At 69.4% G+C, this 23,502-nt stretch carries 22 protein-coding genes; 16 read left to right on the top strand and 6 right to left on the bottom strand.

From position 1 onward, the window contains the following. Positions 1-176: 176 nt before the first annotated feature. A complete protein-coding gene (locus tag FFS15_RS15800) occupies positions 177-713 on the bottom strand; it encodes a hypothetical protein (RefSeq protein ID WP_137846007.1) in 537 nt (178 codons plus the stop codon). A 376-nt stretch (positions 714-1,089) separates the two neighbouring features. Here FFS15_RS15800 and FFS15_RS15795 point away from each other — a divergent pair, with 376 nt between their 5' ends. Both FFS15_RS15795 and FFS15_RS15790 read left to right on the top strand, forming a co-directional pair. Next, a complete protein-coding gene (locus FFS15_RS15795; protein WP_137846006.1) occupies positions 1,090-1,530 on the top strand; it encodes a YchJ family metal-binding protein in 441 nt (146 codons plus the stop codon). A gap of 10 nt (positions 1,531-1,540) precedes the next feature. Continuing rightward, positions 1,541-2,317, top strand: a complete 777-nt coding sequence (locus FFS15_RS15790; protein WP_137846005.1) for an isocitrate lyase/phosphoenolpyruvate mutase family protein — start codon at positions 1,541-1,543, stop codon at positions 2,315-2,317. 46 nt (positions 2,318-2,363) lie between these two features. Here FFS15_RS15790 and FFS15_RS15785 read toward each other — a convergent pair whose 3' ends face one another. The 3 genes from FFS15_RS15785 to FFS15_RS15775 all read right to left on the bottom strand — a co-directional run bounded on the left by FFS15_RS15785 (position 2,364) and on the right by FFS15_RS15775 (position 5,249). Next, positions 2,364-2,531 carry a MetS family NSS transporter small subunit gene (locus tag FFS15_RS15785; RefSeq protein ID WP_137846004.1) on the bottom strand — a complete coding sequence of 56 codons (168 nt, stop codon included), beginning with the start codon at positions 2,529-2,531 and terminating at the stop codon, positions 2,364-2,366. Then, positions 2,528-4,135: a sodium-dependent transporter gene (locus FFS15_RS15780; protein WP_137846003.1), complete on the bottom strand. Its 1,608-nt coding sequence runs from the start codon at positions 4,133-4,135 to the stop codon at positions 2,528-2,530. Before FFS15_RS15780 ends, FFS15_RS15785 begins: the two co-directional genes overlap by 4 nt. Positions 4,136-4,223: 88 nt before the next feature. Continuing rightward, complete coding sequence (locus FFS15_RS15775) at positions 4,224-5,249, bottom strand: serine hydrolase domain-containing protein (protein ID WP_137846002.1); 1,026 nt, start codon at positions 5,247-5,249, stop codon at positions 4,224-4,226. A gap of 76 nt (positions 5,250-5,325) precedes the next feature. Here FFS15_RS15775 and FFS15_RS15770 point away from each other — a divergent pair, with 76 nt between their 5' ends. Beyond that, positions 5,326-6,783 (top strand): amino acid permease, encoded by a 1,458-nt coding sequence (locus FFS15_RS15770; protein WP_137846001.1) that lies wholly within the window; start codon positions 5,326-5,328, stop codon positions 6,781-6,783. Here the strand turns inward: FFS15_RS15770 and FFS15_RS15765 are convergent. Further along, positions 6,716-7,603, bottom strand: coding sequence for a DUF1653 domain-containing protein (locus FFS15_RS15765; RefSeq protein ID WP_137846000.1), 888 nt, complete (start codon positions 7,601-7,603; stop codon positions 6,716-6,718). The two genes, FFS15_RS15770 and FFS15_RS15765, sit on opposite strands and share 68 nt — an antisense overlap. Positions 7,604-7,687: 84 nt before the next feature. Between FFS15_RS15765 and FFS15_RS15760 the strand changes: the two genes are divergently transcribed. From FFS15_RS15760 to FFS15_RS15725, 9 genes are all read left to right on the top strand, one after another. Next, a complete protein-coding gene (locus FFS15_RS15760; RefSeq protein ID WP_137845999.1) occupies positions 7,688-8,680 on the top strand; it encodes an NAD(P)-dependent alcohol dehydrogenase in 993 nt (330 codons plus the stop codon). Positions 8,681-8,869: 189 nt separating this feature from the next. Continuing rightward, the gene (locus FFS15_RS15755; protein WP_137845998.1) at positions 8,870-9,397 is read left to right on the top strand and encodes a hypothetical protein; all 528 of its coding nucleotides are present in this window, start codon (positions 8,870-8,872) and stop codon (positions 9,395-9,397) included. Positions 9,398-9,459: 62 nt separating this feature from the next. Further along, positions 9,460-10,509, top strand: a complete 1,050-nt coding sequence (locus FFS15_RS15750; RefSeq protein ID WP_137845997.1) for a zinc-dependent alcohol dehydrogenase family protein — start codon at positions 9,460-9,462, stop codon at positions 10,507-10,509. Between the two features lie 119 nt (positions 10,510-10,628). Continuing rightward, entirely contained in the window at positions 10,629-10,796 is a 168-nt protein-coding gene (locus tag FFS15_RS18700; protein ID WP_171013235.1) for a hypothetical protein, read from the top strand. A gap of 3 nt (positions 10,797-10,799) precedes the next feature. Further along, on the top strand, positions 10,800-11,513 hold the full coding sequence (locus FFS15_RS15745; RefSeq protein ID WP_137845996.1) for a PH domain-containing protein: 714 nt from the start codon (positions 10,800-10,802) through the stop codon (positions 11,511-11,513). Positions 11,514-11,714: 201 nt separating this feature from the next. Then, positions 11,715-13,166, top strand: a complete 1,452-nt coding sequence (rpsA, locus tag FFS15_RS15740; protein WP_137845995.1) for a 30S ribosomal protein S1 — start codon at positions 11,715-11,717, stop codon at positions 13,164-13,166. A gap of 119 nt (positions 13,167-13,285) precedes the next feature. Then, entirely contained in the window at positions 13,286-13,819 is a 534-nt protein-coding gene (locus tag FFS15_RS15735; protein WP_137846011.1) for a GIY-YIG nuclease family protein, read from the top strand. Between the two features lie 41 nt (positions 13,820-13,860). Beyond that, positions 13,861-15,564 carry an ATP-binding protein gene (locus FFS15_RS15730; protein WP_137845994.1) on the top strand — a complete coding sequence of 568 codons (1,704 nt, stop codon included), beginning with the start codon at positions 13,861-13,863 and terminating at the stop codon, positions 15,562-15,564. Then, on the top strand, positions 15,561-16,727 hold the full coding sequence (locus FFS15_RS15725) for a hypothetical protein (RefSeq protein ID WP_137845993.1): 1,167 nt from the start codon (positions 15,561-15,563) through the stop codon (positions 16,725-16,727). The genes FFS15_RS15730 and FFS15_RS15725 overlap by 4 nt, the downstream gene beginning before the upstream one ends. A 21-nt stretch (positions 16,728-16,748) precedes the next feature. Here the strand turns inward: FFS15_RS15725 and FFS15_RS15720 are convergent, their stop codons facing one another. Continuing rightward, positions 16,749-17,561, bottom strand: coding sequence for a response regulator transcription factor (locus FFS15_RS15720; RefSeq protein WP_249354124.1), 813 nt, complete (start codon positions 17,559-17,561; stop codon positions 16,749-16,751). Positions 17,562-17,975: 414 nt separating this feature from the next. Between FFS15_RS15720 and coaE the strand changes: the two genes are divergently transcribed. The 4 genes from coaE (at position 17,976) to FFS15_RS15700 (ending at position 23,497) form a co-directional block, all read left to right on the top strand. Then, complete coding sequence (coaE, locus tag FFS15_RS15715) at positions 17,976-18,602, top strand: dephospho-CoA kinase (RefSeq protein ID WP_137845992.1); 627 nt, start codon at positions 17,976-17,978, stop codon at positions 18,600-18,602. A 43-nt stretch (positions 18,603-18,645) separates the two neighbouring features. Next, entirely contained in the window at positions 18,646-19,197 is a 552-nt protein-coding gene (locus tag FFS15_RS15710) for a hypothetical protein (protein WP_137845991.1), read from the top strand. 41 nt (positions 19,198-19,238) lie between these two features. Next, positions 19,239-21,314 (top strand): excinuclease ABC subunit UvrB, encoded by a 2,076-nt coding sequence (uvrB, locus tag FFS15_RS15705; RefSeq protein WP_137845990.1) that lies wholly within the window; start codon positions 19,239-19,241, stop codon positions 21,312-21,314. 149 nt (positions 21,315-21,463) lie between these two features. Then, entirely contained in the window at positions 21,464-23,497 is a 2,034-nt protein-coding gene (locus FFS15_RS15700) for a bifunctional UDP-sugar hydrolase/5'-nucleotidase (RefSeq protein ID WP_212743179.1), read from the top strand. Positions 23,498-23,502: the final 5 nt, after the last annotated feature.

Genomic DNA, 23,502 nt, shown 5'->3' with positions numbered 1-23,502 from the left:
GGTCGACGGGCGCGTGGGGGATTCCGTGCCCGGGTGGGTCATGCCAGCGGAGATGTCTACCTGGGTTCCGGAGTTAGCGGTGCATGTCGTGGTCCATGTTCCGACGTCGTGGCACTGCTCACGATCTGTCGGGGCGCTGAGTGTGGTCGCGAGCACGAATGCGAGCGCAACCGCGGTTAGCTGCAACTTGGGCCGTCAACTCGAGGGCCAATGGCTTCGATCTGAAGCGCGGTTGGTGAGTACGTTGAGGGGGATAGCGAAACGACGAGGCTCTGCACCGGGGTGCGATCCGGGTCAACTACTGAGTTGCCGTCGGAATCACGCACGTCGATGTTCGAGACGTCCAGGCAGACCGCAAGATCGACCGTTCCACGCGAGATGTTTGCAGTCGAGCCCTCGACGAGAGCGACCGACGACTCGCCAGATACGACCGTGCCCTCAGCATGGTAGGTGGTGAGCCCCTGCCGATCCGACCTGTTCAGGTCACCCGTTGTCCAGGCGTACACGTCCTCGAAGGTCGCGGGGTCGCTCAGATCGACCTGGTTCAGGGCGTCGACGTAGGCGCGATACGTCTCCTCGGCGGCCGCGAATGCCTCGGCCTCGCTCGCGAAGAGGGGCGTCGGCTCGGTGGGCTCGGGAGACGGAGTGCACGCGCTGAGCGCGCTCGCGAGCAGCAGCAGGGCGACGGCCCCGGTCAGCGCGCGCGATCTCACCCGACCACGGTAACCGCCGCGCCCTGACGCGGGTTCGAGTTATCCACACCCGCAGAGACCAGGTGAGCCGGCGAACGCTCCGGGGGAACACGCTCGCCGGCTCTGGGCGGGTTCGGGGCCGCCCCTCCTGCCCGGGGGGTGGGCACGAGGGGCGGTCCCGCAGACCGTCGCCGTCGCGGAGTCGATCCGGGCGTGACACGCCGTACGGACTCTCCGCGGAGACGTCCTCAGAATCGCAGTCGGGCCTGGGAGTTCGTTATGACGCTGCCCCGCAGATGCCCGACAGGTCCTGCGAGAATGGCCGCGATCTCGCGCCCCGGTCGCTCGGGCGGACGTAGGCTCGAAGCGACCGCTTGCCGGTCGGGAGGGTCGTCACGTGTCGTTCGGAGGAGCCGCAGGGCGGGGATCGACGCCGTCGGGCGTCGACGGCGCGAGTGCGTGCCCGTGCGGCAGCGGCGATCGCTTCGACGGATGCTGCGGCCCGCTCCTCTCCGGCACGCCGGCCACGACGGCCGAGCGCCTCATGCGCTCGCGCTACACCGCCTTCGCGATCGGCGACGCCGGGTACCTCATCGAGACGTGGCATCCGGGAACGCGTCCTGAGACGCTCGACCTCGATCCGCGTCAGCGGTGGACGGGCCTCGAGATCGTCGAGACGGATGCCGGGGGAGAAGACGACCCGCGCGGCATCGTCGAGTTCCGCGCGCACTGGCGGCAGGGGCGAGAAAGCGGCGAACTCCACGAACGCAGCCGCTTCGTGCGGCAGAGCGAACGCTGGTGGTACCTCGACGGCCGCGTGTCGGAGGGTGGCCGCTAGCGTTGAGGGCATGACGACTTCCGAGCAGAAGGCCCAGACCCTTGCGCGACTGCATGCCGCGCCCCAGATCCTCCGCGTCGTGAACGTGTGGGACGCCGTGTCGGCGAAGACGATCGCCGCCCTTCCCGAGACCCGGGCGATCGCCACCGCCGGTCACTCGATCGCGGCGACCTACGGATACCCCGACGGCGAGGTCCCCCTCGAGGTCATGCTCGACATGGTGGGCCGCATCGTCACGGCGGTCGGTGACCTGCCGGTGTCGGCCGACCTCGACGCCGGCTACGGCGACCCGGGCGACACCGTGCGGCGCGCGATCGGCGTCGGTGTCGTCGGCGCGAACGTCGAAGACCGGCTGCGCCCGCTCGACGAGGCGGTGGCAGCCGTCGAGGCGATCGTCGCGGCCGGTGCCGCCGAGGGCGTGCCCTTCGTGCTGAACGCCCGCACCGATGCATTCGTGCGCGGTGGCGGCCGCCCCGTCGACGAGTCGATCGCCGACGCGATCGAACGCGGCCGCGCGTATCTCGATGCCGGCGCCGACCTCGTGTTCGTGCCCGGAATCCTCGATGCCGACGTCACGAGGCTGCTGGTCGAGGGCATCGGCGAGCGCAAGGTGAGCGTCATCGGGCTGCCCGGTTCGCTCCGCGCCGCGGAGTACGAGGCACTCGGCGTCGCTCGCATCTCGTACGGACCGATGACCCAGCGCGTCGCGCTGACCGCGCTGCAGGACATGGCATCCGATCTCTACCGTGATGGCGCGATCCCGGCATCCACTCGATCCCTCAACTGACGATGTCGGGATGCCGCGGCAGCGGGCCGCGGCATCCCGATCGTCGTCACGTGTCGCGGATGTCGGGCGCGTCGTCCTCGCGGTGATCGTCGGTGTCGCCCGGGGGGTACTGCGCCAGCTCCGACCGCGAGCGCAGGAACAGCACGCTCACGACGAGCCCGCCCCACACGATCAGGATCGCCAGGATCAGGAATGTGATGGCGATGGGAGTCATCGCGCGTCCTCCTTCGCGCCGGTTGCCGCGGCGCCTCGCTCGTCACGGTACGGCGGCCACGCGGTGAAGTCGTCGGGAGAATCGCGCCACTTGAGCATCGTCATCACGATCGCGGCGATCAGGGTGAACGCGATCGTGCCCCAGCCGAACAGCAGCAGGTACCACTCCGGCAGGTCTGCGTAGCCCTCGACGACGAGCGTGATGATGCGCGAGACGAGCATGTAGCCCAGCACGATCGGGGCGAGCACGCCGACCAGGACGATCCAGACGCCGCCGACCTTGAAGGTGGACACGGCGTTGAGGTGGTAGCGCAGCTCGGGGCCCTTACGCAGCACCCAGATGACGAGGATCGTCGTCAGCACCGCCGACAGCACGATGCCGATGTTGTTCGCCCACTGGTCGGTGGTGTCGAGGGCGAGAAGCCCCGTCGTGGTCGAGAAGAGAAGGATCGACAGCACCGCAGACACGATGCCGACCCCGACCGCGGCGCTGCGCGGCGTCAGCCGGAACTTCTCCTGCACGGCGGCAGAGACCACCTGCAGGACCGAGATCAGCGACGTGAATCCCGCCATCACGAGCGAGCCGAAGAACAGCACGCCGAAGATCGGGCCGCCGGGCATCTGCGACACGATCGCAGGGAACGTGATGAACGAGAGTCCGACGCCGGTGAGGCCCTCGAGTTCGTCGACGCCCACGCCCTGCTGGAACGCGAAGAAGCCGAGCGTCGCGAAGACCCCGATGCCGGCGAGGATCTCGAACGACGAGTTCGCGAAGGCGACGACGAGGCCGGGCGACGTCAGATTCGCACGGCGCTTGCGGTACGACGCATAGGTGATCATGATGCCGAACGCGATCGACAGCGAGAAGAAGATCTGGCTGTACGCGGCGATCCAGACATTCGGGTTCGCCAGCGCCTCCCAGTCGGGGGTGAACAGGGCGTTGAGGCCTTCTGCCGCGCCGTCGAGGAAGAGGGCGCGCACGACGAGGATCGTGAATGCGACGACGAGCAGCGGCAGGAAGATCACGTTGACCCGCTGCAGGCCCTTCGCGACACCGAGCGCGAGCACGACGATCGCGGCGATCCAGACGATCGCGAGCGGGATCAGCACGCCTGGCACGAATTCGAAGCTGACGCCCGGCTCGCCCACCTGGAGGTACTCCCCGGTGAGGAATCCGGCTGTGTCGTCACCCCAGCGCAGATCGAACGAGAAGACGAAGTAGCTGAGCGCCCACGCGATGACGGCCGTGTAGTACAGCCCGATCACGAAGGCGATCGCCACCTGGAACCAGCCGAGCGACTCGGTCCAGCGGCCGAACGCACCGCCGACGCGTCGGAAGGCGGTCGGCGAGGCCCCGCGGAAGCGGTGACCGAGCGCATAGTCGAGGAAGAGGATCGGGATGCCGGCGGTGATGAGCGCGACGAGGTACGGGATGAGGAACGCGCCCCCGCCGTTCTCGTAGGCGACGCCCGGGAACCGCCAGATGTTTCCGAGGCCGACCGCCGAGCCGATCGCCGCGAGGATGAAGCCGACCTGTCCGGTCCACTCCTCGCGCGGCTTCGCGGCGCTCGCTCCCTGCGGCGCGGCATTCTGAGCTGCTGTCACGTCATCGTCTCCTTCGTGGTCGACTCGGGCCTCTCCGGTTCCTGGCACGCTAGCAGGGTGATCGGGGCACGAGCCAGAGCCCCGCGGCTCACGCCGAGAGCGCGTCGGTGTAGGTCCCGATCACACCCCACGCGCCTTCGGAGCTGTTCGCGACGATCGTCGTCGTCGTGCGCGACCCGGGATCGAACCGGCTGCGGATCGACACACCGGCGTCGTATCCCTCGAGCACGATGCCGGGTCCGTCGAGGTCGAGCCAGAACCCCAAGCCGTAGCGGAGACCCTCGTTCTCGTCGGTGTTGCGGGGCCGCCACATGTCCGCGACGGACGCCTGCGAGACCACCGCGCCGTCGGCGGCAGCGCGCCAGAACCGACTGAAGTCGGGGGCCGTGATGAAGGCGCCCCCGTCGCCGTTGCCGCGGACGGGCAGGTGCAGCACGTTCGTGCGGAGCGATTCCGGATCGTCGTAGACGTAGCCGAAGGCCGCGTCGCCCGGCAGCCCATCCAGCCGCAGATACGCCGTCTTCTCGAGCCCCGCGCGCTCGAACACGCGTGCGGCGATGAGGTCGTGGAACGGCAGCCCGCTGACCCGCTCGGCGATGATCGCGAGCACCATATAGCCGCCGTTGTTGTAGGCGAACCGCTCCCCGGGCGGAGACTTCTGCGGCTGGCCGTCGATCGCGCGCACGAACGCCTCGGTCTCGAACAGCTCGTGCACCGGCACCGTGAGGATGTAGTCGTCGACGTCCCAGTCGGCTTCCTCGTCGAGATAGTCGCCGATGCCCGACGTGTGGGTGAGCAGGTGCTCGATGGTCACACCATCGTCGATCAGCGGCAGATCGTCGTTCAGGATGCTGCGCACGGGCGTGTCGAGCGTGAGCGTGCCGTCCTCGACGAGCGAGATCACCGCGAGCGCCGTGAACGCCTTGCAGGCGCTGGCCATGCCGAACCGCGTGTCGACCGTGTTCGGGATGCCGTGGGCGCGGTCGGCGAGACCGTACGCCTGGGCGAACGCGGGGACTCCGTCGACGTCGATCGAGATGACGCCCGAGAAGCCGTCGGCGAGGGCGCGCGCGTCGAGGGATGCGGCGAGCGCGGGGAGGTCGGAAGCGGACATGTCTTCACGCTAGGGCGTGGGATGCCGCGGCAGAAGGGGGTCGCGGCGAGACGAGCGGCCCCTAGACTCTCGTGACATGGGCGCCGCGAACGAGCTCTTCCGTCGGAAGCCGATCACGCCGCCGGCGCCGGCGCCCGGCGGACTGACCCGCGGCATAGGCACCTTTCAGCTCGCGATGCTCGGCGTCGGGGCGACCGTCGGCACCGGCGTCTTCTTCGTCATGCACGAGGCGGTCCCGCTCGCCGGCCCCGCCGTCATCGTGTCGTTCCTGATCGCCGCGATCGCCGCAGGGCTGTCGGCGGTCTGCTACGCCGAGATGGCCTCGGCAGTCCCGGTGTCGGGATCGACATACTCGTACGCGTACGCCACGCTCGGCGAGATCGTCGCGATGGGGGTCGCCGCCTGCCTCATGCTCGAGTACGGCGTTTCGACCGCTGCCGTCGCCTCCGGATGGAGCGGCTACCTCGACCGGCTCGTGGGAGACCTCTTCGGGTGGGACATCCCGGCGGCGCTCGCCGCAGGACCCCTCGAGGGCGGTGTCATCAACCTGCCCGCCGTCGTGCTGGTCGGCATGTGCGCGCTGCTGCTCATCCGCGGCACCCGCGAGTCGGCGACGGTGAACACCGTGATGGTCTTCATCAAGATCGGCGTGCTGGTGATGTTCGGCGTCATTGCGATCAGCGCCTTCCAGGCCGACAATTTCGCCGACTTCGCGCCGCACGGCGCGGCGGGGGTGACGGCGGCGGCCGGAACAATCTTCTTCACCTTCATCGGCCTCGACGCGGTCTCCACCGCCGGTGACGAGGTGCGCGATCCGCAGCGCTCGCTGCCGCGCGCGATCCTGATCGCGCTCGTCACCGTCGTCGCGGTGTACCTCTTCGTCACGATCGCGGCGGTCGGCGCGCAGCCGTGGCAGGACTTCGAAGACCCCGAGCAGCAGAGCGCCGGTCTCTCGGTGATCCTCGCCGATGTGCTCGGCGCCTCGTGGCCGGCGACGCTGCTCGCGGCGGGCGCGGTGATCTCGATCTTCTCGGTGACGCTCGTGACGCTTTACGGTCAGACCCGCATCCTGTATTCGATCGGTCGTGACGGGCTGATCCCGAAGGCGTTCGCCCGCGTCGATCCCCGCACTCACACCCCGGTGTTCTCGACGGTCGTCGTCGCGATCGCGGTGGCGCTGCTCGCGGGCCTCGTCCCACTGTCGAACCTGTGGGACCTGGTGTCGATGGGCACGCTCGTCGCGTTCATCGTGGTCTCGATCGGCGTGATGGTGCTGCGGCGGACGCGCCCCGATCTGCCGCGCGGGTTCCGCGTGCCGGGGTATCCGGTCACGCCGATCCTGTCGATCCTCGCGTGCCTATACCTGATCTCCGGCCTCGGGTTCTCGACGTACGCGTGGTTCGCCGGGTGGGTGGCGGTCGTGCTCGCCTTCTACCTGCTGTGGGGGAGGCGGCACAGCCTGCTGGCTACGGCCGATCGCGCGGATGATCCGGCTGACCCGGCTGTGGACCCGCCGGCGGATCGACGCGGGTGAACCGCGGGCCCGCGTAACCGTCGCGCTCGACGTGCTCGGTCCACATCGTGACCGGTCGCACCCACAGCCCGCCGTCTCCGTACAGTGCGCGGTACACGACGTGCTCGGCCTCGGTCTCGCTGTGGCGTGCGACGCTCACGACCTCGTACTCGCCGCCCTTGAAGTGGCGGTAGCGCCCGGGGGCGACAGCCGTGGATCCGGTCGCGCGCTTGCCCGCGGTGAGGCCGTCGAGGATGAGGTCGAGACCGATGACGAACCCGTCGCCGGCCGGGGCGCCGTCGAAGTGCTGCCGTGCATGCGCGCGCAGGTGCGGGTAGGGGGCGAGCATCTGCTCGAGCGCATCGGGCTCGGGGAGCGCGCTCGCAGAGGGCGCGAACTCGAGAGCCTGCCACGTGTACCCGTAGACGTGGCCGTCGAGCACGTGCAGCGCGTGAAATGCGGCATCCCGATCGATTCCGCCGGCGCTGATGTGCGCGAGTGTCGCCTCGATCACGGCGAGGCGCGTCGGCCCGCCCGCGGCGAGGGGGAGCCGGAAGAACCACGGATGCCGCAGCAACGCCGCATGCGTCGACCCGCACAGCCGGTGCAGCCCGCGGCGCCAGTCGGACTCGTCTGGAGCGAGGTCGACCTCGCTCCAGATGCGGTCGCCGAGGCCGGCGTGCAGATCGCCCTTGTCGGCGATGTGGTTGTAGAGCGACATCGCCTCGACGCCGAGTTCGCTCGCGAGGCGGCGCATCGAGACGGCGGCGAGTCCCTCGCGATCGGCGAGGGAGAGTGCGGCGTCGATGACGGCATCCCGTGTCAGTCCCGCTCGTGCCATCCGCCCCTCCCTTGACAAACTTACGGCGTAAGCCTAGCGTCACCGGTGGAAACTTACGCTGTACGTCTTCGAGGAGCCATCTGCATGCGAGCGCTGACCTACGACCGGTACACGGATGCCGCGGGCCTTCGCTTCACGGATCAGCCTGTGCCCGAACCCGGCGACGGTCGTGTGCGGGTGCGCGTGATCGCCGCGGGACTCAACCCGTTCGACTGGCACATGCACCGGGGTGAGCCCTGGATCATGCGGATGCAGGAGGGCTTCCGCTTCGACGGGGTCCGCACCGCGGGGGCGGATGTCGCCGGAATCGTCGATGCCGTGGGGACTGCCGTGACCGCACTCGCCGTCGGAGACCGCGTGCTCGGCTCGATGGGCGGGGGAGCGCTCGCCGAGTTCGCCGTCGCGAAGGCAGGTGCGTTCGCGCGGCTGCCGGACGGGGTGTCGTGGGAGGATGCCGCGGCCACTCCGATGGCCGGGCTCACCGCGTTGCAGGGGCTCCGCGACGGCGGGGGACTGCGCGACGGCGGGAGCGTGCTGGTGTGGGGCGCGTCCGGAGGTGTCGGGCATCTCGCGGTGCAGCTCGCGCGTGTGCTGGGAGCTTTGCGTGTGGATGCCGTGTGCTCGCCGCGCACCGGCGACCTCGTGCGCGGGCTCGGCGCCGATCGGGTGTTCGACTACACAAAGGGCGAGCCGGGGTCGGGGGTCGGGCAGGGGGACTACGACATCGTGCTCGACACCGTCGCGACGGCGCCCATCGCGCGGCTGCGGCGGCTGCTGCGCCGGGGTGGGCGCGTGGTCATGGTCGGCGGGCTGAGCCGGGGGCGCGTGCTGGGTCCGCTGTCGTCGCTCGTGACGCGAACCGTCGCCGGCAACGTGCGACGCGTCGACGCCCGCGGTCTCATGGCCCGCGTCGACGCGAGCGACCTCGAACTGCTTGCCGGGTGGCTGGCCGCGGGCGCGATCGCGCCCGTCGTGCAGGAGGTGCTCCCGTTCGACCGTGCGGTCGAGGCGCTCGAGATCGTCGAGCGCGGGCACGTGGCGGGGAAGGTCGTCGTGCGCGTGACGGGCGACGGCTGAGCCTTCCGCCGGTGCGGTTTCACACGAGGGCGCCAGTTTGCGGCATCCGCGCCAGAGATCGGTGTAGCGGATGCCGCAAACTGGCGCCGTCGCGGGTCAGAGTCCCGGCCAGGTGCCCTTCCGCCGGCACGTGCGGCGGAGTAGTGTGCGCGTCAACGACGCCCGTGTGCGAAGGAATGGGGATCCCGCATGCGAACTCAGCGCTCCACGCTCGTCTCTGCGGCGATGCTCATCGTCTTCGTGCTCGTGGGGATCACCACGACTGCTTCGGCGTGCGCGCCGGCGGCGCGGCAGGCCGGACAGTACCTGCCCGACGCACTGGGATACACCGACGATGCGCTGCGGTCGGGCTCGCAGACGCTCGACGACCTGCGCATCGCCGCGCGGAACGCCGTCAGCGAGGCGAGCGACGACCTCGACACGATGGCCGACGATGTGGCACGGGCACAGACGGCGGTCGAGTCCAACCCGGCCGCCGACTTCGCATTCGAGTACGCCTGCTCGACCACCGTCGACATCGCCACCGGCGAGGTCACCAGCGTCGAGGACGCGTTCTACGCGCTGGTCGCGCAGTTGGAGGGTCTCGATGAGGCGCGCGGCATGCAGGCGGATGCCGAGGAGGTGCTCGGCGCGATCGACCTCTACTACTCGGGCGAGTCTGAAGCCGCGAACCTCGCGCTCACCGTGCTGCTCTTCAAGGCCGTCTACTGCGGTTGAGTCGGCGACCGTGCTCGCCATCGCGCGGTGCCGGTCGCGCGGCATCCCTCTAGGCTCGAATCGTGCTCGCCACCGTCATCCACGCCGCCCGCGACATCCGTGTCGAAGAAGTCCCCGACCCCGTGCTCTCCACCGGGGGCGATGCGATCGTCCGTGTCGTCGCCGCGTGCGTGTGCGGATCAGACCTGTGGCCGTATCGCGGCGTGACGGCGACCGACGAGCCTCACCGGATCGGCCACGAGTTCGTCGGTGTCGTCGAAGCAGTCGGTGACGACGTGCGCGACATCACGCCCGGCGATTTCGTCATCGCGCCGTTCTACGTGTGCGACGGCACGTGCGTCAACTGCCGCAACGGCGTGAGCACGTCGTGCCTCACCGGCGGCTGGTGGGGGAGTGCCGACCGTCTCGGCGGGTTCGCCGACGGCGGCCAGGGCGAGCGCGTGCGCGTTCCGCTCGCCGACGGAACGCTCGCCGTCGTACCCGGCCCCGTCGCCGATGACGAGATCCCCGGACTCCTCACCCTGAGCGACGTCATGGGCACGGGCCACCACGCCGCGGTGTCGGCAGGCGTCCAGGCAGGCGACTCCGTCGCGGTCGTCGGGGACGGCGCGGTGGGCCTGTGCGCGATCATCGCCGCGAAGCGCCTCGGCGCGACGACGATCATCGCGATGTCGCGTCATCCCGAGCGGCAGGAGCTCGCCCGGAGGTTCGGTGCCACGCACATCGTCGCCGAGCGCGGCAAGGATGGCATCGAACGCGTCCGCGAACTCACCGACGGCATCGGCGCCGATCGCGTGCTCGAATGCGTCGGCACGAAGGAGTCGATGGACCAGGCGCTTCGATCCACCCGCCCGGGCGGCATGGTCGGCTACGTCGGCGTGCCCAACGGCGGCCCCGAGCTTCCCATCGCGCAGATGTTCGGGCGCAACGTCGGCGTGAACGGCGGCGTCGCGCCCGTGCGCGGCTACATCGACGAACTTCTCCCCGACGTTCGATCCGGGGCGATCGTGCCCGGACTCGTGTTCGATCTCGAGCTGCCGCTCGGCGAAGCAGCGGAGGCGTACGCCGCAATGGACGAACGCCGCGCGGTCAAGGTGCTCCTGCGCCCCTGACGCCGTCGGCGCACATCCCGATCCGCGTGTCTGACGCGATCGCGGCGAAGTGTGGGGTACAACAGCATGTGCTGCGTTCCGGGGGGATCGTTCACCGCCGTCGTGAAAGGACCCCACCTGTGAAGCTCGTCAAGCGCGTCCTCATCGGACTCGTCATCGCATTCGCCGTGTTCTACCTCGTCACGAGGCCGGAGGATGCCGCGAATGCGGTGCAGGGTGCGTTCGGCGCCATCTGGGGCACCGGGGTAGCCGTCACCGAGTTCTTCGTCGCCCTCGCCGGCGGCTGAGCCGTGTTCGATCCCCGGATCGAGCGGCACCTGATCGCCGATCAGGGCGAGGTCGTCATCGACGAAGTGCGCAAGCACTGGGCAGCCGTCGTCGCCGCGACCCTCGAGCTCGGCGCGGGAATGCTCGTCACCCTGCTGGCGACGGTCGTTCCGCCGGTGGTCTGGTGGCTTCCTGCGCTCGTCGGCGTCGGCGTGATCCTGCACGCGTCGTGGCGCATCCTCGAGCAGCGCATGAATCGCTTCGTCATCACCAACATGCGCGTGTTCCGCGTGCACGGCATCCTGTCGCAGCGGATCGCGACCATGCCCCTCGCGCGCATCCTCGACATCTCCGTGCACAAGCCGCTCGTCGGCCGCATCTTCGGCTACGGGCACTTCATCTTCGAGTCGGCGGCGCAGTCGCAGGGGCTCCGCGAGATCCGCTACGTCGGCGATCCCGACGGGAGGGGCCTGACCATCCAGCGGGTGATCCAGCAGTCCGGCCTGCGCGGGTTCGTCGCCGACCAGTCGCCGTCGCCCCGGGTCGCACGGCCGCCGCTGCCGCCTGCGCCGACGCGGACCGCTTCCGACGCGCCCGGCGGCTGGGAGTGGCTCGCCGGAGCGCGCCGTCGTGAGGACGAGCGGCTGGCAGAACTCCGCGGCGAGCAGCTGACCGAGCCGATTCCGCCGTACGACCCCGATCGCACGACCACGGCGCCGATCGACCTGCCCCGCTGAACCCCGCATTCTGCTACTCTGGAGTGTCATTCATGTGGCTCTACAGCCACGCCTCGATGCGGTTCGCGCCGTCTCGTCTGTGACATCGCATCAAACAATCCGCTTCGCTTCGGCTCGAGGCATCCGTTCGCGCTCGCGCGGCCGGCCCGCCGATGAAGGCCGAAGCCCGAGACCCTCAACCCAACAAGGACAACCCACTACATGACTACCGCAACGACCGCCACGGCCACCAAGCAGGTCGCGATCAACGACATCGGATCCGCTGAAGACTTCCTGGCCGCGGTCGAACTGACCATCAAGTCCTTCAACGACGGAGACCTCATCGAGGGCACCGTCGTGAAGGTCGACCGCGACGAGGTCCTCCTCGACGTCGGCTTCAAGACCGAGGGCGTCATCCCCTCGCGCGAGCTTTCGATCAAGCACGACATCGACCCCAACGAGGTCGTCAAGGTCGGCGACGAGGTCGAGGCGCTTGTTCTCCAGAAGGAGGACAAGGAAGGCCGTCTGATCCTCTCCAAGAAGCGTGCTCAGTACGAGCGTGCGTGGGGCGACGTCGAGAAGATCAAGGAGACCGACGGTGTCGTCACCGGTTCGGTCATCGAGGTCGTCAAGGGCGGTCTCATCGTCGACATCGGCCTCCGCGGCTTCCTCCCGGCTTCGCTCATCGAGCTGCGCCGTGTTCGCGATCTGACGCCGTACCTCGGCCAGGAGATCGAGGCGAAGATCCTCGAGCTCGACAAGAACCGCAACAACGTCGTGCTCTCGCGCCGCGCGCTGCTCGAGCAGACGCAGTCGGAGTCCCGCACCACGTTCCTCAACAACCTCCACAAGGGCCAGGTCCGCAAGGGCACCGTCTCGTCGATCGTCAACTTCGGTGCGTTCGTCGACCTCGGTGGCGTCGACGGTCTCGTCCACGTCTCGGAGCTCTCGTGGAAGCACATCGAGCACGCGTCCGAGGTCGTCGAGGTCGGTCAGGAAGTCACCGTCGAGATCCTCGAGGTCGACCTCGACCGTGAGCGCGTGTCGCTCTCGCTCAAGGCGACGCAGGAGGACCCGTGGCAGGTCTTCGCCCGCACCCACGCCATCGGCCAGGTCGCTCCGGGCAAGGTCACCAAGCTCGTTCCGTTCGGTGCGTTCGTCCGCGTCGCCGACGGCATCGAGGGCCTCGTGCACATCTCGGAGCTCTCGGGCAAGCACGTCGAGCTCGCGGAGCAGGTCGTCTCGGTCGGCGAAGAGGTCTTCGTCAAGATCATCGACATCGACCTCGAGCGTCGCCGCATCTCGCTCTCGCTCAAGCAGGCGAACGAGTCGGTCGACCCCTTCGGCACCGAGTTCGACCCGGCCCTGTACGGCATGGTCACGGAGTACGACGAGAACGGCGAGTACAAGTACCCCGAGGGCTTCGACCCCGAGACCAACGCCTGGCTCGAGGGCTTCGACACCCAGCGCGAGAAGTGGGAGCAGGAGTACGCCGCTGCCCAGGGCCGCTGGGAGGCTCACAAGGCAGCCGTCGCCAAGGCCCTCGAGGCCGAGGCGAACGCACCGGCCGTCGAGGCCGGCTCGTCCTCGTTCTCTTCGGAGAGCACCGGCGGCGGCACCCTCGCCGACGACGAGGCACTCGCGGCTCTCCGCGAGAAGCTCTCGGGTCGCTGATCCGCAGCTGAACACCACACAGGGTCGGAGCCTTCGGGCTCCGACCCTGTGTCGTTCCCCCCGGCTACCGTCGAGGCGTGCCCGATGACGCTTCTGGATTCCCTCGTTCGTGCATTGAGATGGGCGACGGATGCCGTGGCACCGTGTCCGCCGATGCGCCGATCGCGCTGTGCGACGGCCATTTCGCCGAGGCTGCCGAGTGGGCCGTCCGTGAGCACGGCGTCGTCGACGTCCTGCCGTCGCCGTGTCGCCTGTGCGGGTCGCGCACCGGCATCCGCTATCCGTCGGGATGGATCTGCGCGAGCTGCGAGTGGCGCCACGGCGAGGTCGTCGACGGCGAGCTGGCACCACCCCGCGTCGACGTCGTGTACTACCTGCGCGTCGCCGACCGGGTGAAGATCGGCACGACCGCGAACCCGCGGCAGCGATTCGGCGCGATCTGGCACGACGAGCTCCTCGCCTTCGAGCGCGGCGATCGCGCGCTCGAGCAGCGACGGCATGCGCATTTCGCCGCAGACCGCTTCGCACGCACCGAATGGTTCCGCTTCTCCGACGATCTGCGCGCGCATGTCGCGGTCGTCGCGGCCGGGGTCGACGATCCGTGGGACCTCTTCCGACGCTGGACGAGCGAGGCGATCGCCCTCCGCGGCTGAGGCACCGCGCCGAAAGGCCCGGCATCCGTTACCGTCGCCATATGTCCGTCGCACCGAACCCGCGGCCGCACAGCGATGCGGTCCGCACCCAGCGCACGCGCACGGCGTGGCTGCGCGACGACTTCGTCGACCGGACGCGCGCCCGCACCGCGACCCTCAACCAGCTGCTGCTGGGGACGGTGGTCTTCGCCCTCGGCGTCCTGATCGCGCTCGGGCCGTTCGAGGGCGACGAGGTGCTGCTCTTCACCGGTGTCGTCGTCATCTTCGTCGTGACCGGCGCGACGCTCGTGATCCCCTGGAACCGGATCCCGTTCGGCTGGGTCGCCGTCGTCCCCGCGATCGACATCGTGGCGATCACGATGATGCAGATCGCCGCTCCCGGTTCTGCGTTCGGACTCCTGTGGATCTTCCCCACGACGTGGCTCGCGTCGGGGTTCGGGCTCCTCGGCATGTTCGCGGTGATCGTCTCCGTCGCCGGCATCGTGAGCGTGCTGATGGCGATCAGCGCATCGCAGGTCACGTATTCGACGCTCCTCGTGCCGCTCGTCCTGTTCGCGGTGGCGGTGACGAGCCACCTCAACGCCCGTCGCTCCGACGCCCAGCGGACCCTCCTCGCGAAACAGGCGCGGCTCCTCGGCCGCGTGCTCGAGCGCACGAGGCGCCAGGAGCAGGTCGTCACCGAGGTGCTCGATGCCGTCGACTTCGGCGTGATCCGGGTCACCGCCGACGGGAACATCGCGGTCACGAATGAAGCCCACGCTCGCCTCCAGCACGCGGTCGGAGACGATGACGAGGATGCCGCACCACCCGCGTTCCGCGACGACGGCGTGACGCGCCTCCCCGCCGACGAGCTTCCGCTCGAGCGCGCGCTGCGCGGTGAGGCCTTCGAGAGTCAGCTCGTGTGGTTCGGCATCGAGCCCGGCCCCCGCCAGGCACTCAGCATCACCGCGCGTCGCCTCACCGACTCGTCGGGGACGGATGTCGGCGCCGTCGTCGTCTCGCGCGATGTCACCTCCGAGCTCACCGCCCTCCGCGCCCGCGACGATCTGGTCGCCTCCGTCTCGCATGAGCTGCGGACGCCGCTCACCTCGATCCTCGGCTACCTCGATCTCGCGATCGAGGACCCGGACGTGCCCGACCACGTGCGGGCGAACCTCGACATCGCCGAGCGCAACGCCGAGCGACTGCTGCGGATCGTCGCAGACATCCTCGCCGCGTCGAGTTCGTCGTCGTCGTCGGTGGAGGCGTCGATCGCGCCCCGCTCCCTCGACGCGCGCGATGTGGTCCATGCCTCCGTCGAAGCTCTGATGCCGCGGGCGCAGAGCCGCGCGATCACCATCGACACCGGAGGGCTCGAAGAGGCGATGCTGTGGGCCGACCCCCTGCGCATCCGCCAGGTGATCGACAACCTGCTCTCGAACGCGATCGCCTACAACCGCGACGGCGGCACGGTCTTCGTCGGAACGACGACCGACGGCACCTCGAGCTGGATCCTCGTCCGCGACACCGGCGTCGGCATCAGCGAAGCCGACCGATCCCGCCTGTTCCAGCGTTACTACCAGGCCGGCGCCCCGCGCCGCGCCGGCACCGGGCTCGGCCTCGCCATCACGCGCGACATCGTGCGCGCCCACGGCGGCGAGCTCGGCCTGCACTCCTCGCCGGGCGTCGGCTCGACCTTCGTCGTCAAGCTCCCGGCATCCTCTCCCGACGCACCCGACGCACCCGCAGAAGGATCCACCTCATGAACCTCGAGATCGCGAGTGTGCTCGTCGTCACGGCTCTCGTCATCAACGTCAGCGGCATCCTGTTCATCGTCGAGACGCTCCTGCGCCGCGACGAGGGCGCGGGTCGTGTGTGGGCCCTCGCGTTCCTCGCCGCGATGCTCACGACCCTCGCGTACGTCATCTGGGCGCAGTCGCCGGATGCGTGGTGGGCGGTCGCGGTGGGCAACGGCGCGTTCGTCGCGGGGACGGGATGCATGTGGCTCGGATGCCGTCGCTTCAACGATCGCGCGATGGGGTGGTCGTCGTTCCTCGTGGCCACGGCGGTGCTCGCCGCCGCGATCGCCGTGATCGTCGAAGGACCCGACGGCGGCGACTGGGCGGGAGCCCTCTGGATGTTCGTCCCGCTGCTGGTGTTCGCCGGCTTCGGTGCGGTGGAGTGCCTGCGCGGCGAGCTCCGCGACTCGAAGACGGCGTGGGTGCTCGGGGCCGTGCTGGGGTTCCAGTCGCTGTTCTACGTCTCGCGCACCACGGCCTTCGTCACCTCGGGGCCCGACAGCTCGCTCTTCCAGCAGGCGTTCGGCACCGTCAGCACGAGCCTGCTGACGATCACCCTCACGATCGTCGCGGTCGTGTCGACCTCGGTGCTGCGAGCGACGCGCGCCCCGATGCGCGGGTATCTGAATCCCACCGGATTCAATGCGCCGCGCGACGGCATCCTCTCATCCGAGGAGTTCGCGACCGCGATGGCCGAGCTGTGCGCCCGCGCGCGCTGGCGCTCGGAGCTCGTCGGCGTCGTCGCCGTGCGCGTCGACGACCTCGAGCAGATCTCGACGGCATTCGGAAGCGAGGTGGCCCGCGCCGTCACCGAGACGTGGCGCACCGGCGTGCGCCGCCATGCGCCCTCGAACGCCCTCGTCGCCGAAGACGGACCCACCGGACTCCTCGTGGGCGTCGTCGTCGACGCGCCCGCGCAGGCGCGTCGTCAGGCGGCCGTGATCTATCGCGGTCTGTTCGACGACCTCGGCCGTGTCGGCGGGGGCGTGATCCCCGTGGTCGGCGTCGGAGTCGCGCTCTCCGATGCCGTCGGCTACGAGCCCGACGCGCTCGTGCAGGTCGCGCGAGACGCTGCGAGCCGCGCGGCGGTCAGCGTCGAATCGTCGGTGCTCGTCGGGGACGACGAGTAGCGGCATCCGTGCCTGTCGTCGCTACGGCGCCGTGAGCCGATAGCCGACGCCCCGTACCGTCTCGATCCAACGGGGGGCGGCGGGGGACTCGCCGAGCTTGCGGCGCAGGTTCGCGACGTGCACCTCGATTGCGCGGGCGTCGCTGTCGCTGACGAATTCGGCGCCGGTGTAGGTCTCGCCGCGGAGCATCAGCGCGAGGTCGGACTTTCCGCGGACGCGCCGGCCGGCGGTCAGCAGATCCGCCAGGATGTCGAACTCGCTGCGGGTGAGCTCGAGTTCGAGGTCGTCGACGGTCGCGATGCGGGTCGCGGGGTTCAGGCGCAGCCCCTGGTGCTCCAGCCACGTCGTCGGCGGGGCGACCGACTCCGCCATCGTCGCCGGTGCGGCGGGCGACGGTGCGGCGAGGTGCTGTCGCGGACGCCGCAGCATCGCGTCGATGCGCGCGCGCAGCTCGCGTGGCCGGAACGGCTTCGAGACGTAGTCGTCGGCGCCGGCCTCGAGCCCCTGCAACGCATCGATCTCCTCGGTACGCGCGCTCAGCATCACGATGTAGGTGGTGCTGACGGCACGGATGCGCTTGGCCGCCTCGAACCCGTCCATGCCCGGCATGTTCACGTCGAGTGTCGTCACGATCGGCTGATGCCGGCGGACGAGTTCGACGCCGGACTCGCCGTCGGCGGCGCCGTGCACCGTGAATCCGGCCTGCGCCAGCACAGTGGACAGGAGCGACCGGATGTCTTCCTCGTCCTCGATCACGACTGCGATGCGTTCTTCGTCCACCGACTCACCCTCCCGAGCCGGTGAGATGACGGTCGGCTCGCGGATGTCGGTCAGGATATCCCAGAACGCGGTCTGGAACCGCCGCTCGGCGGTGCTCACGTCAGATGCCGACGCAGCGCGATGCGCCGTCGCGCCGGGTGAGGCGGAAGCGGGAAGCCCCCAGAGCACCCCGCTTCCACCCCCGCCCGGAGCGAGAGGCCGCGCGGATGGCGAGGCAGGTCCCCAGGCCTCGCCGTCCGCGCGTGTCCGATGCACGAACGGTGCCGGCGGTCGCCCCCACGATCGCCGCCTCCGTCGTACGGGAGTCGATCCTCACGTCCGCACCTCCTCGGTGCCGTTCGAACGGAACCATCTCCTTCGGGTGCTCCCGACGCTAGCGCGGCGGCCTCAGGCGACCCTCAGGTCGAACTCAGGAGACGCTGAAGTTCACCGCGACACGAGGAGGTCGCACCGTGGCATCCTCGTTGCATGCCTCTCGTCGCACTCACCGGCGGTATCGCCTCGGGCAAGTCCACGATCGCCCGCCGTCTCGCCGAGCACGGTGCCGTCGTCGTCGACGCCGACCGGATCGTGCGAGACGTGCAGGCCCCCGGCTCGCCGGTGCTGGCTGCGATCGCGGCGGAGTTCGGGGAGCGGATGCTGCGGCCCGACGGCTCGCTCGACCGCGCCGGCCTCGGCTCCCGCGTGTTCGGCGACGCCGACGCCGTCTCTCGACTCAACGCCATCGTGCACCCCGCGGTGCAAGCGGAGTCCGCCCGCCGGTTCGCAGAGGCCTTCGCCGCCGACGCCGACGCGGTCGTGGTCTACGACGTGCCTCTGCTGGTCGAAGCCCGCGTCGGCGACCCGTGGGAGCTGATCATCGTCGCCCAAGCGCCGGTCGAGGTCCGCCGGCGCCGCCTGGTGGAGATACGCGGGATGAGCGAAGCGGATGCCGCAGCCCGCATCGCGTCTCAGGTCGACGACGACGCGCGGCTCGCGATCGCCGACGTCGTCATCGACACCTCGGGCACCATCGACGACACCCTCGGGCGGGTGGACGCCCTCTGGGCGGAGCTCCCGCGCCGGGTCCGGGAGCGGACATCGGGCGTATCCTGAGCACACCACGCAGAAGGGCGTGACAGCACGACGGAGGTGCGACATGGGGATGCTCTCGAGGTTCCGACGCAAGAAGTCGCCGTACCGGGCGCTCAGCGAGGAAGAGCGCATGTCGCGCTACGTGTATCTGCTGGGGACGCTCCCGGCATCCGTCATCGAGAGCGCGCACGCGACCGCCTTCAAGGACCTTCCCGCCGACCGGCGGCGCGAGATGCTCGAGCAGCTGAAGCCGTTCATGGCCGAGGACGAGAAGTCGGCGGCATCCGATGACCCTGTGCTGCTCGCGCGGCTCATCCGCCGGGCCGAGGAGCACCGCGCGAAGCGGGCCGAGAACGCGTCGGCAGCTCCTGCCGCGGCTACGGCGACGAGCGTCGCGGTCGACCCGCGAGACGGCGTCGACTCGCGGGATGTGCTCGCGAGCGCGGGAGTCATGGCGCTCGTCGCGAACAACTTCCTCTTCTCCGCTGCGATCACGAGCTACTTCACGGTCGGAGCGGGGTCGATGGTCATCGCCTCCGAGCCCGGCTGGGTGGGCGAGAGCTTCGGCTCGACGGAGAGCGGCGGCTTCGACGGCGGCGGAGGCTTCGGCGGCTGACCTCCGGCCCCGGTGTCGGAGCCCTCGCCTACGCTGGACGAGTGCAGCCCACACGTTCCGTCCGCCCTTTCGAGGTCGTCAGCGACTACGTCCCCTCGGGGGATCAGCCGCACGCGATCGCCGAGCTCGCGGCGCGCATCAACGCGGGTGAGACCGACGTGGTGCTCCTGGGCGCGACCGGCACCGGCAAGTCTGCGACCACGGCCTGGCTGGTCGAGGCGGTGCAGCGCCCGACGCTCGTCCTCGCGCACAACAAGACGCTGGCGGCGCAGCTGGCCAACGAGTTCCGCGAGCTCATGCCGAACAACGCGGTCGAGTACTTCGTCAGCTACTACGACTACTACCAGCCCGAGGCGTACGTCCCGCAGACCGACACCTTCATCGAGAAGGACTCGTCGGTCAACGCCGAGGTCGAGAGGCTGCGCCACTCGACGACGAACTCGCTGCTCTCGCGCCGCGACGTGATCGTGGTGAGCACCGTCTCGTGCATCTACGGCCTCGGCGCCCCCGAGGAGTACATGCGGGCGATGGTCGCGCTGCAGGTCGGCGAGCGCTACGACCGCGACGCCCTCATCCGCAAGTTCATCGCGATGCAGTACAACCGCAACGACGTCGACTTCTCGCGCGGCAACTTCCGCGTCCGCGGCGACACGATCGAGATCATCCCCGTGTACGAGGAGTACGCGATCCGCGTCGAGCTGTTCGGCGACGAGATCGAGGCGCTGTACATGCTGCATCCGCTCACGGGCGACGTCGTGCAGAAGCTCGATGCGGTGCCGATCTTCCCGGCGTCGCACTACGTCGCCGGCACCGAGACCGTCCACCGCGCGATCGGCACGATCGAGGACGAGCTCGCCGACCGGTTGAAAGACCTCGAGCGGCAGAACAAGCTGCTGGAAGCACAGCGGCTGCGCATGCGCACCACCTTCGACCTCGAGATGCTGCAGCAGCTCGGATTCTGCTCGGGCATCGAGAACTACTCGCGCCACCTCGACGGCCGCTCACCCGGCGAGCCGCCGCACACGCTGCTCGACTTCTTCCCCGACGACTTCCTCATGGTCATCGACGAGTCGCACGTGACGGTTCCGCAGATCGGGGCGATGTACGAGGGCGACGCGTCGCGCAAGCGCACGCTCGTCGAGCACGGCTTCCGCCTGCCGAGCGCGCTCGACAACAGGCCGCTGCGGTGGGACGAGTTCAAGAACCGCGTCGGGCAGACCGTCTACCTGTCGGCGACGCCCGGGCGCTACGAGATGGGCATCGCCGACGGCGTCGTCGAGCAGATCATCCGCCCGACCGGGCTCGTCGACCCGCACATCGTCGTCAAGCCCTCCAAGGGTCAGATCGACGACCTGCTCGAAGAGATCCGCGTGCGCGCCCACCGTGACGAGCGCGTGCTCGTGACGACCCTCACGAAGAAGATGGCCGAAGAGCTCACCGACTTCCTCGGCGAGCACGGCGTGCGCGTGCGCTATCTGCACTCCGACGTCGACACCCTTCGCCGCGTCGAGCTGCTGAGCGAACTGCGGGCGGGCGTCTACGACGTGCTCGTCGGCATCAACCTGCTCCGTGAGGGCCTCGATCTGCCCGAAGTCTCGCTCGTGTCGATCCTGGATGCCGACAAGGAGGGGTTCCTGCGGTCGGGAACATCGCTCATCCAGACGATCGGCCGTGCCGCCCGCAACGTCTCAGGCGAGGTGCACATGTACGCCGACACCGTCACCGACTCGATGCGCAAGGCCATCGACGAGACCGACCGCCGCCGTGAGAAGCAGGTCGCCTACAACCTCGAGCACGGCATCGATCCGCAGCCGCTGCGCAAGAAGATCGCCGACATCACCGACGCGCTCGCGCGCGAGGGCGCCGACACCAAGGCGATGCTCAGTCGCAATCGCAGCGGAGCGTCGGGCAAGGGCAAGGCGCCGACGCCGAATCTGCGCCGCACGGGCATCGCCGCCGAGGGGGCTCAGCAGCTCGAGGCGACGATCTCCGACCTGAGCGATCAGATGCTCGCCGCCGCGGGCGAGCTCAAGTTCGAGCTCGCGGCACGCCTGCGCGACGAGGTGCAGGACCTCAAGAAGGAGCTGCGCGCCATGGAGCGCGCCGGCCACGCGTGAGTGGCCGCGGGCGCAGAACATTGCCGGCCGGTGTCGGGTTCGCATCCACTTCGTGAGGGGTGTGTGAGGACTCGGCGGCGCGCCTTCCTTCCCGTGACCCCTCGGGTTAGCTTCGAAGGCACCCTTGCCCGAATGAAGGAGATCACGCAATGCAGCTACCCACGCCCGGTGCGACCAGCACAACGGCATCCGCACGAACCAGACGTCGAGTGGCGGCAGGAGCACTCGCCGGCGCAGCAACCCTCGCCCTCGCGCTCGGTGCCGTCGTGCCCGCACAGGCCGCGCCGCCCAGCGCCCCTCCGGGCAACGCCTTCGGGCGGATGATCGACATCAATCTGGTGACCGTCAACGACTTCCACGGGCGCATCGAGCAGTCCGGCGCGATCGCGGGCATCGCGCGGCTCTCCGGCGCCGTGAACGCGCTCCGCGCCGAGAACCCGAACACGATCTTCGCCGCCGCAGGCGACATGATCGGGGCTTCGACCTTCACCTCCTTCATCCAGGACGACGTCCCCACGATCGACGCGCTCAACGCCGCCGGTCTCGACGTGAGCTCGGTGGGCAACCACGAGTTCGACAGGGGCTTCGCCGACCTCACCGACCGCGTCATCCCGCTCGCCGACTGGGAGTACCTGGGGGCGAACGTCTACCACAAGGGCACGGAAGATCCCGCGCTGCCGGAGTACTGGATCACCGAGGTCCGCGAGAAGAAGAAGGCCGTGCGCATCGGCTTCGTCGGAGCCGTCACCGACGAGCTTCCGTCGCTCGTGAGCCCCGGGGGGATCGAGGACATCTCGGTCGGCAGCCCGGTCGAGGCCGCCAACCGCGTCGCCGGAGAGCTCAGCGACGGCGACGAGGGCAACGGCGAGGCCGACATCATCGTGCTGCTCGTCCACGAGGGCGCCGCGACCACCGACATCGCCTCGGCGACCGACGCGAGCACGCGGTTCGGCCAGATCGTGCTGAACGCGGACGACGACATCGATGCGATCGTCTCGGGTCACACGCACCTCGCGTACAACCACGTGATCGACGGTCGCCCGGTCATCTCGTCCGGCCAGTACGGCGAGCGCTTCTCGAACATGGAGATCAGCTGGGACACCAAGTCCGAGAAGATCACCGCGATGGAGAACACCGTGTACACGATGGCGACCGCCTTCGATGCGAGCGGCAACGTCACTGCCTATCTCGCCGAACCCGACCCCGTGCTCGTTCCGATCGTCACCGAGGCGACGAACGTCGCGAAGGTGCTGGGCAGTGTCGAGCTCGGCAGTGCCGCAGCGAACTTCGGGCGCGCGATCTTCAAGACGCCGGTCGCGGGGGAGTCGTTCCCCGAGAACCGCGGCGGCGAGTCGACGCTCGGCAACTTCGTCGCCGACGTGCAGAAGTGGTCGCTCAACGCCGATCAGGATCGCGGGGTTCAGATCGCCTTCATGAACCCCGGCGGACTGCGCGCCGACCTTGCGTCGGGCGAGGTCACGTACGCCGAGGCGGCCGCCGTGCAGCCGTTCGCGAACACGCTGGTGTCGATGACGCTCACGGGCGCTCAGATCAAGAGCGTGCTCGAGGAGCAGTGGCAGCCCGCCGGCGCATCGCGGCCGTTCCTCAAGCTCGGGGTCAGCGCCGGGTTCACGTACACCTATGACCCGCTCGGGGCTCCCGGGGCGCGTATCACCCAGATGTGGCTCGACGGTGTCGCGATCGACCCGGCGGCGCCGTACGTCGTCGGCGTCAACTCCTTCCTCTCCACCGGCGGCGACAACTTCACGACGTTCCGCTCGGGGACCGGCAAGGCAGACAGCGGCAAGGTCGATCTCGAGTCGATGGTCGACTGGTTCGACGCGTTCGGCACGGCTGCGATCGACCTCGGGCAGCGGGCGGTCGGCGTGAACGTGGCCGGCGGGACCACGGTCGCTGCAGGATCGACCGTCCTGGTGAACATGTCGTCGCTGGACTTCACACGTGACGAGCCGGACGCGCTCAACGTGCTCGTCACCTCGGGCGGCGCGACCGTCGGCAGCGCACCGGTCGACACGGACTTCACGCCGACCACGGACGAGGTCGGAACCGCCGCGGTCAGCGTCGCGATTCCGGCGGGTGCGAGCGGTCCGACGACGTTCCAGGTGTCGGTGGCTCCCACCGGGACGACCACCTCGTTCACGCTGAACGTCACCGCGCCCTGAGACTC

Source organism: Microbacterium sp. 2FI, from assembly GCF_005502885.1.
Classification (GTDB): domain Bacteria; phylum Actinomycetota; class Actinomycetes; order Actinomycetales; family Microbacteriaceae; genus Microbacterium.
Note: the sequence above shows the minus strand (reverse complement) of the source record. Positions and strands in the feature narration are given on the sequence as shown.

Excerpts from the sequence above, each read along its gene's own strand:
- FFS15_RS15790 (WP_137846005.1), top strand. The coding sequence starts at position 1,541 with ATGACGACTTCCGAGCAGAAGGCCCAGACCCTTGCGCGACTGCATGCC.
- FFS15_RS15785 (WP_137846004.1), bottom strand. The coding sequence starts at position 2,531 with ATGACTCCCATCGCCATCACATTCCTGATCCTGGCGATCCTGATCGTG.
- FFS15_RS15775 (WP_137846002.1), bottom strand. The coding sequence starts at position 5,249 with ATGTCCGCTTCCGACCTCCCCGCGCTCGCCGCATCCCTCGACGCGCGC.
- FFS15_RS15770 (WP_137846001.1), top strand. The coding sequence starts at position 5,326 with ATGGGCGCCGCGAACGAGCTCTTCCGTCGGAAGCCGATCACGCCGCCG.
- FFS15_RS15765 (WP_137846000.1), bottom strand. The coding sequence starts at position 7,603 with ATGGCACGAGCGGGACTGACACGGGATGCCGTCATCGACGCCGCACTC.
- FFS15_RS15760 (WP_137845999.1), top strand. The coding sequence starts at position 7,688 with ATGCGAGCGCTGACCTACGACCGGTACACGGATGCCGCGGGCCTTCGC.
- FFS15_RS15755 (WP_137845998.1), top strand. The coding sequence starts at position 8,870 with ATGCGAACTCAGCGCTCCACGCTCGTCTCTGCGGCGATGCTCATCGTC.
- rpsA (WP_137845995.1), top strand. The coding sequence starts at position 11,715 with ATGACTACCGCAACGACCGCCACGGCCACCAAGCAGGTCGCGATCAAC.
- FFS15_RS15735 (WP_137846011.1), top strand. The coding sequence starts at position 13,286 with ATGGGCGACGGATGCCGTGGCACCGTGTCCGCCGATGCGCCGATCGCG.
- FFS15_RS15730 (WP_137845994.1), top strand. The coding sequence starts at position 13,861 with ATGTCCGTCGCACCGAACCCGCGGCCGCACAGCGATGCGGTCCGCACC.
- FFS15_RS15725 (WP_137845993.1), top strand. The coding sequence starts at position 15,561 with ATGAACCTCGAGATCGCGAGTGTGCTCGTCGTCACGGCTCTCGTCATC.
- coaE (WP_137845992.1), top strand. The coding sequence starts at position 17,976 with ATGCCTCTCGTCGCACTCACCGGCGGTATCGCCTCGGGCAAGTCCACG.
- FFS15_RS15710 (WP_137845991.1), top strand. The coding sequence starts at position 18,646 with ATGGGGATGCTCTCGAGGTTCCGACGCAAGAAGTCGCCGTACCGGGCG.
- FFS15_RS15700 (WP_212743179.1), top strand. The coding sequence starts at position 21,464 with ATGCAGCTACCCACGCCCGGTGCGACCAGCACAACGGCATCCGCACGA.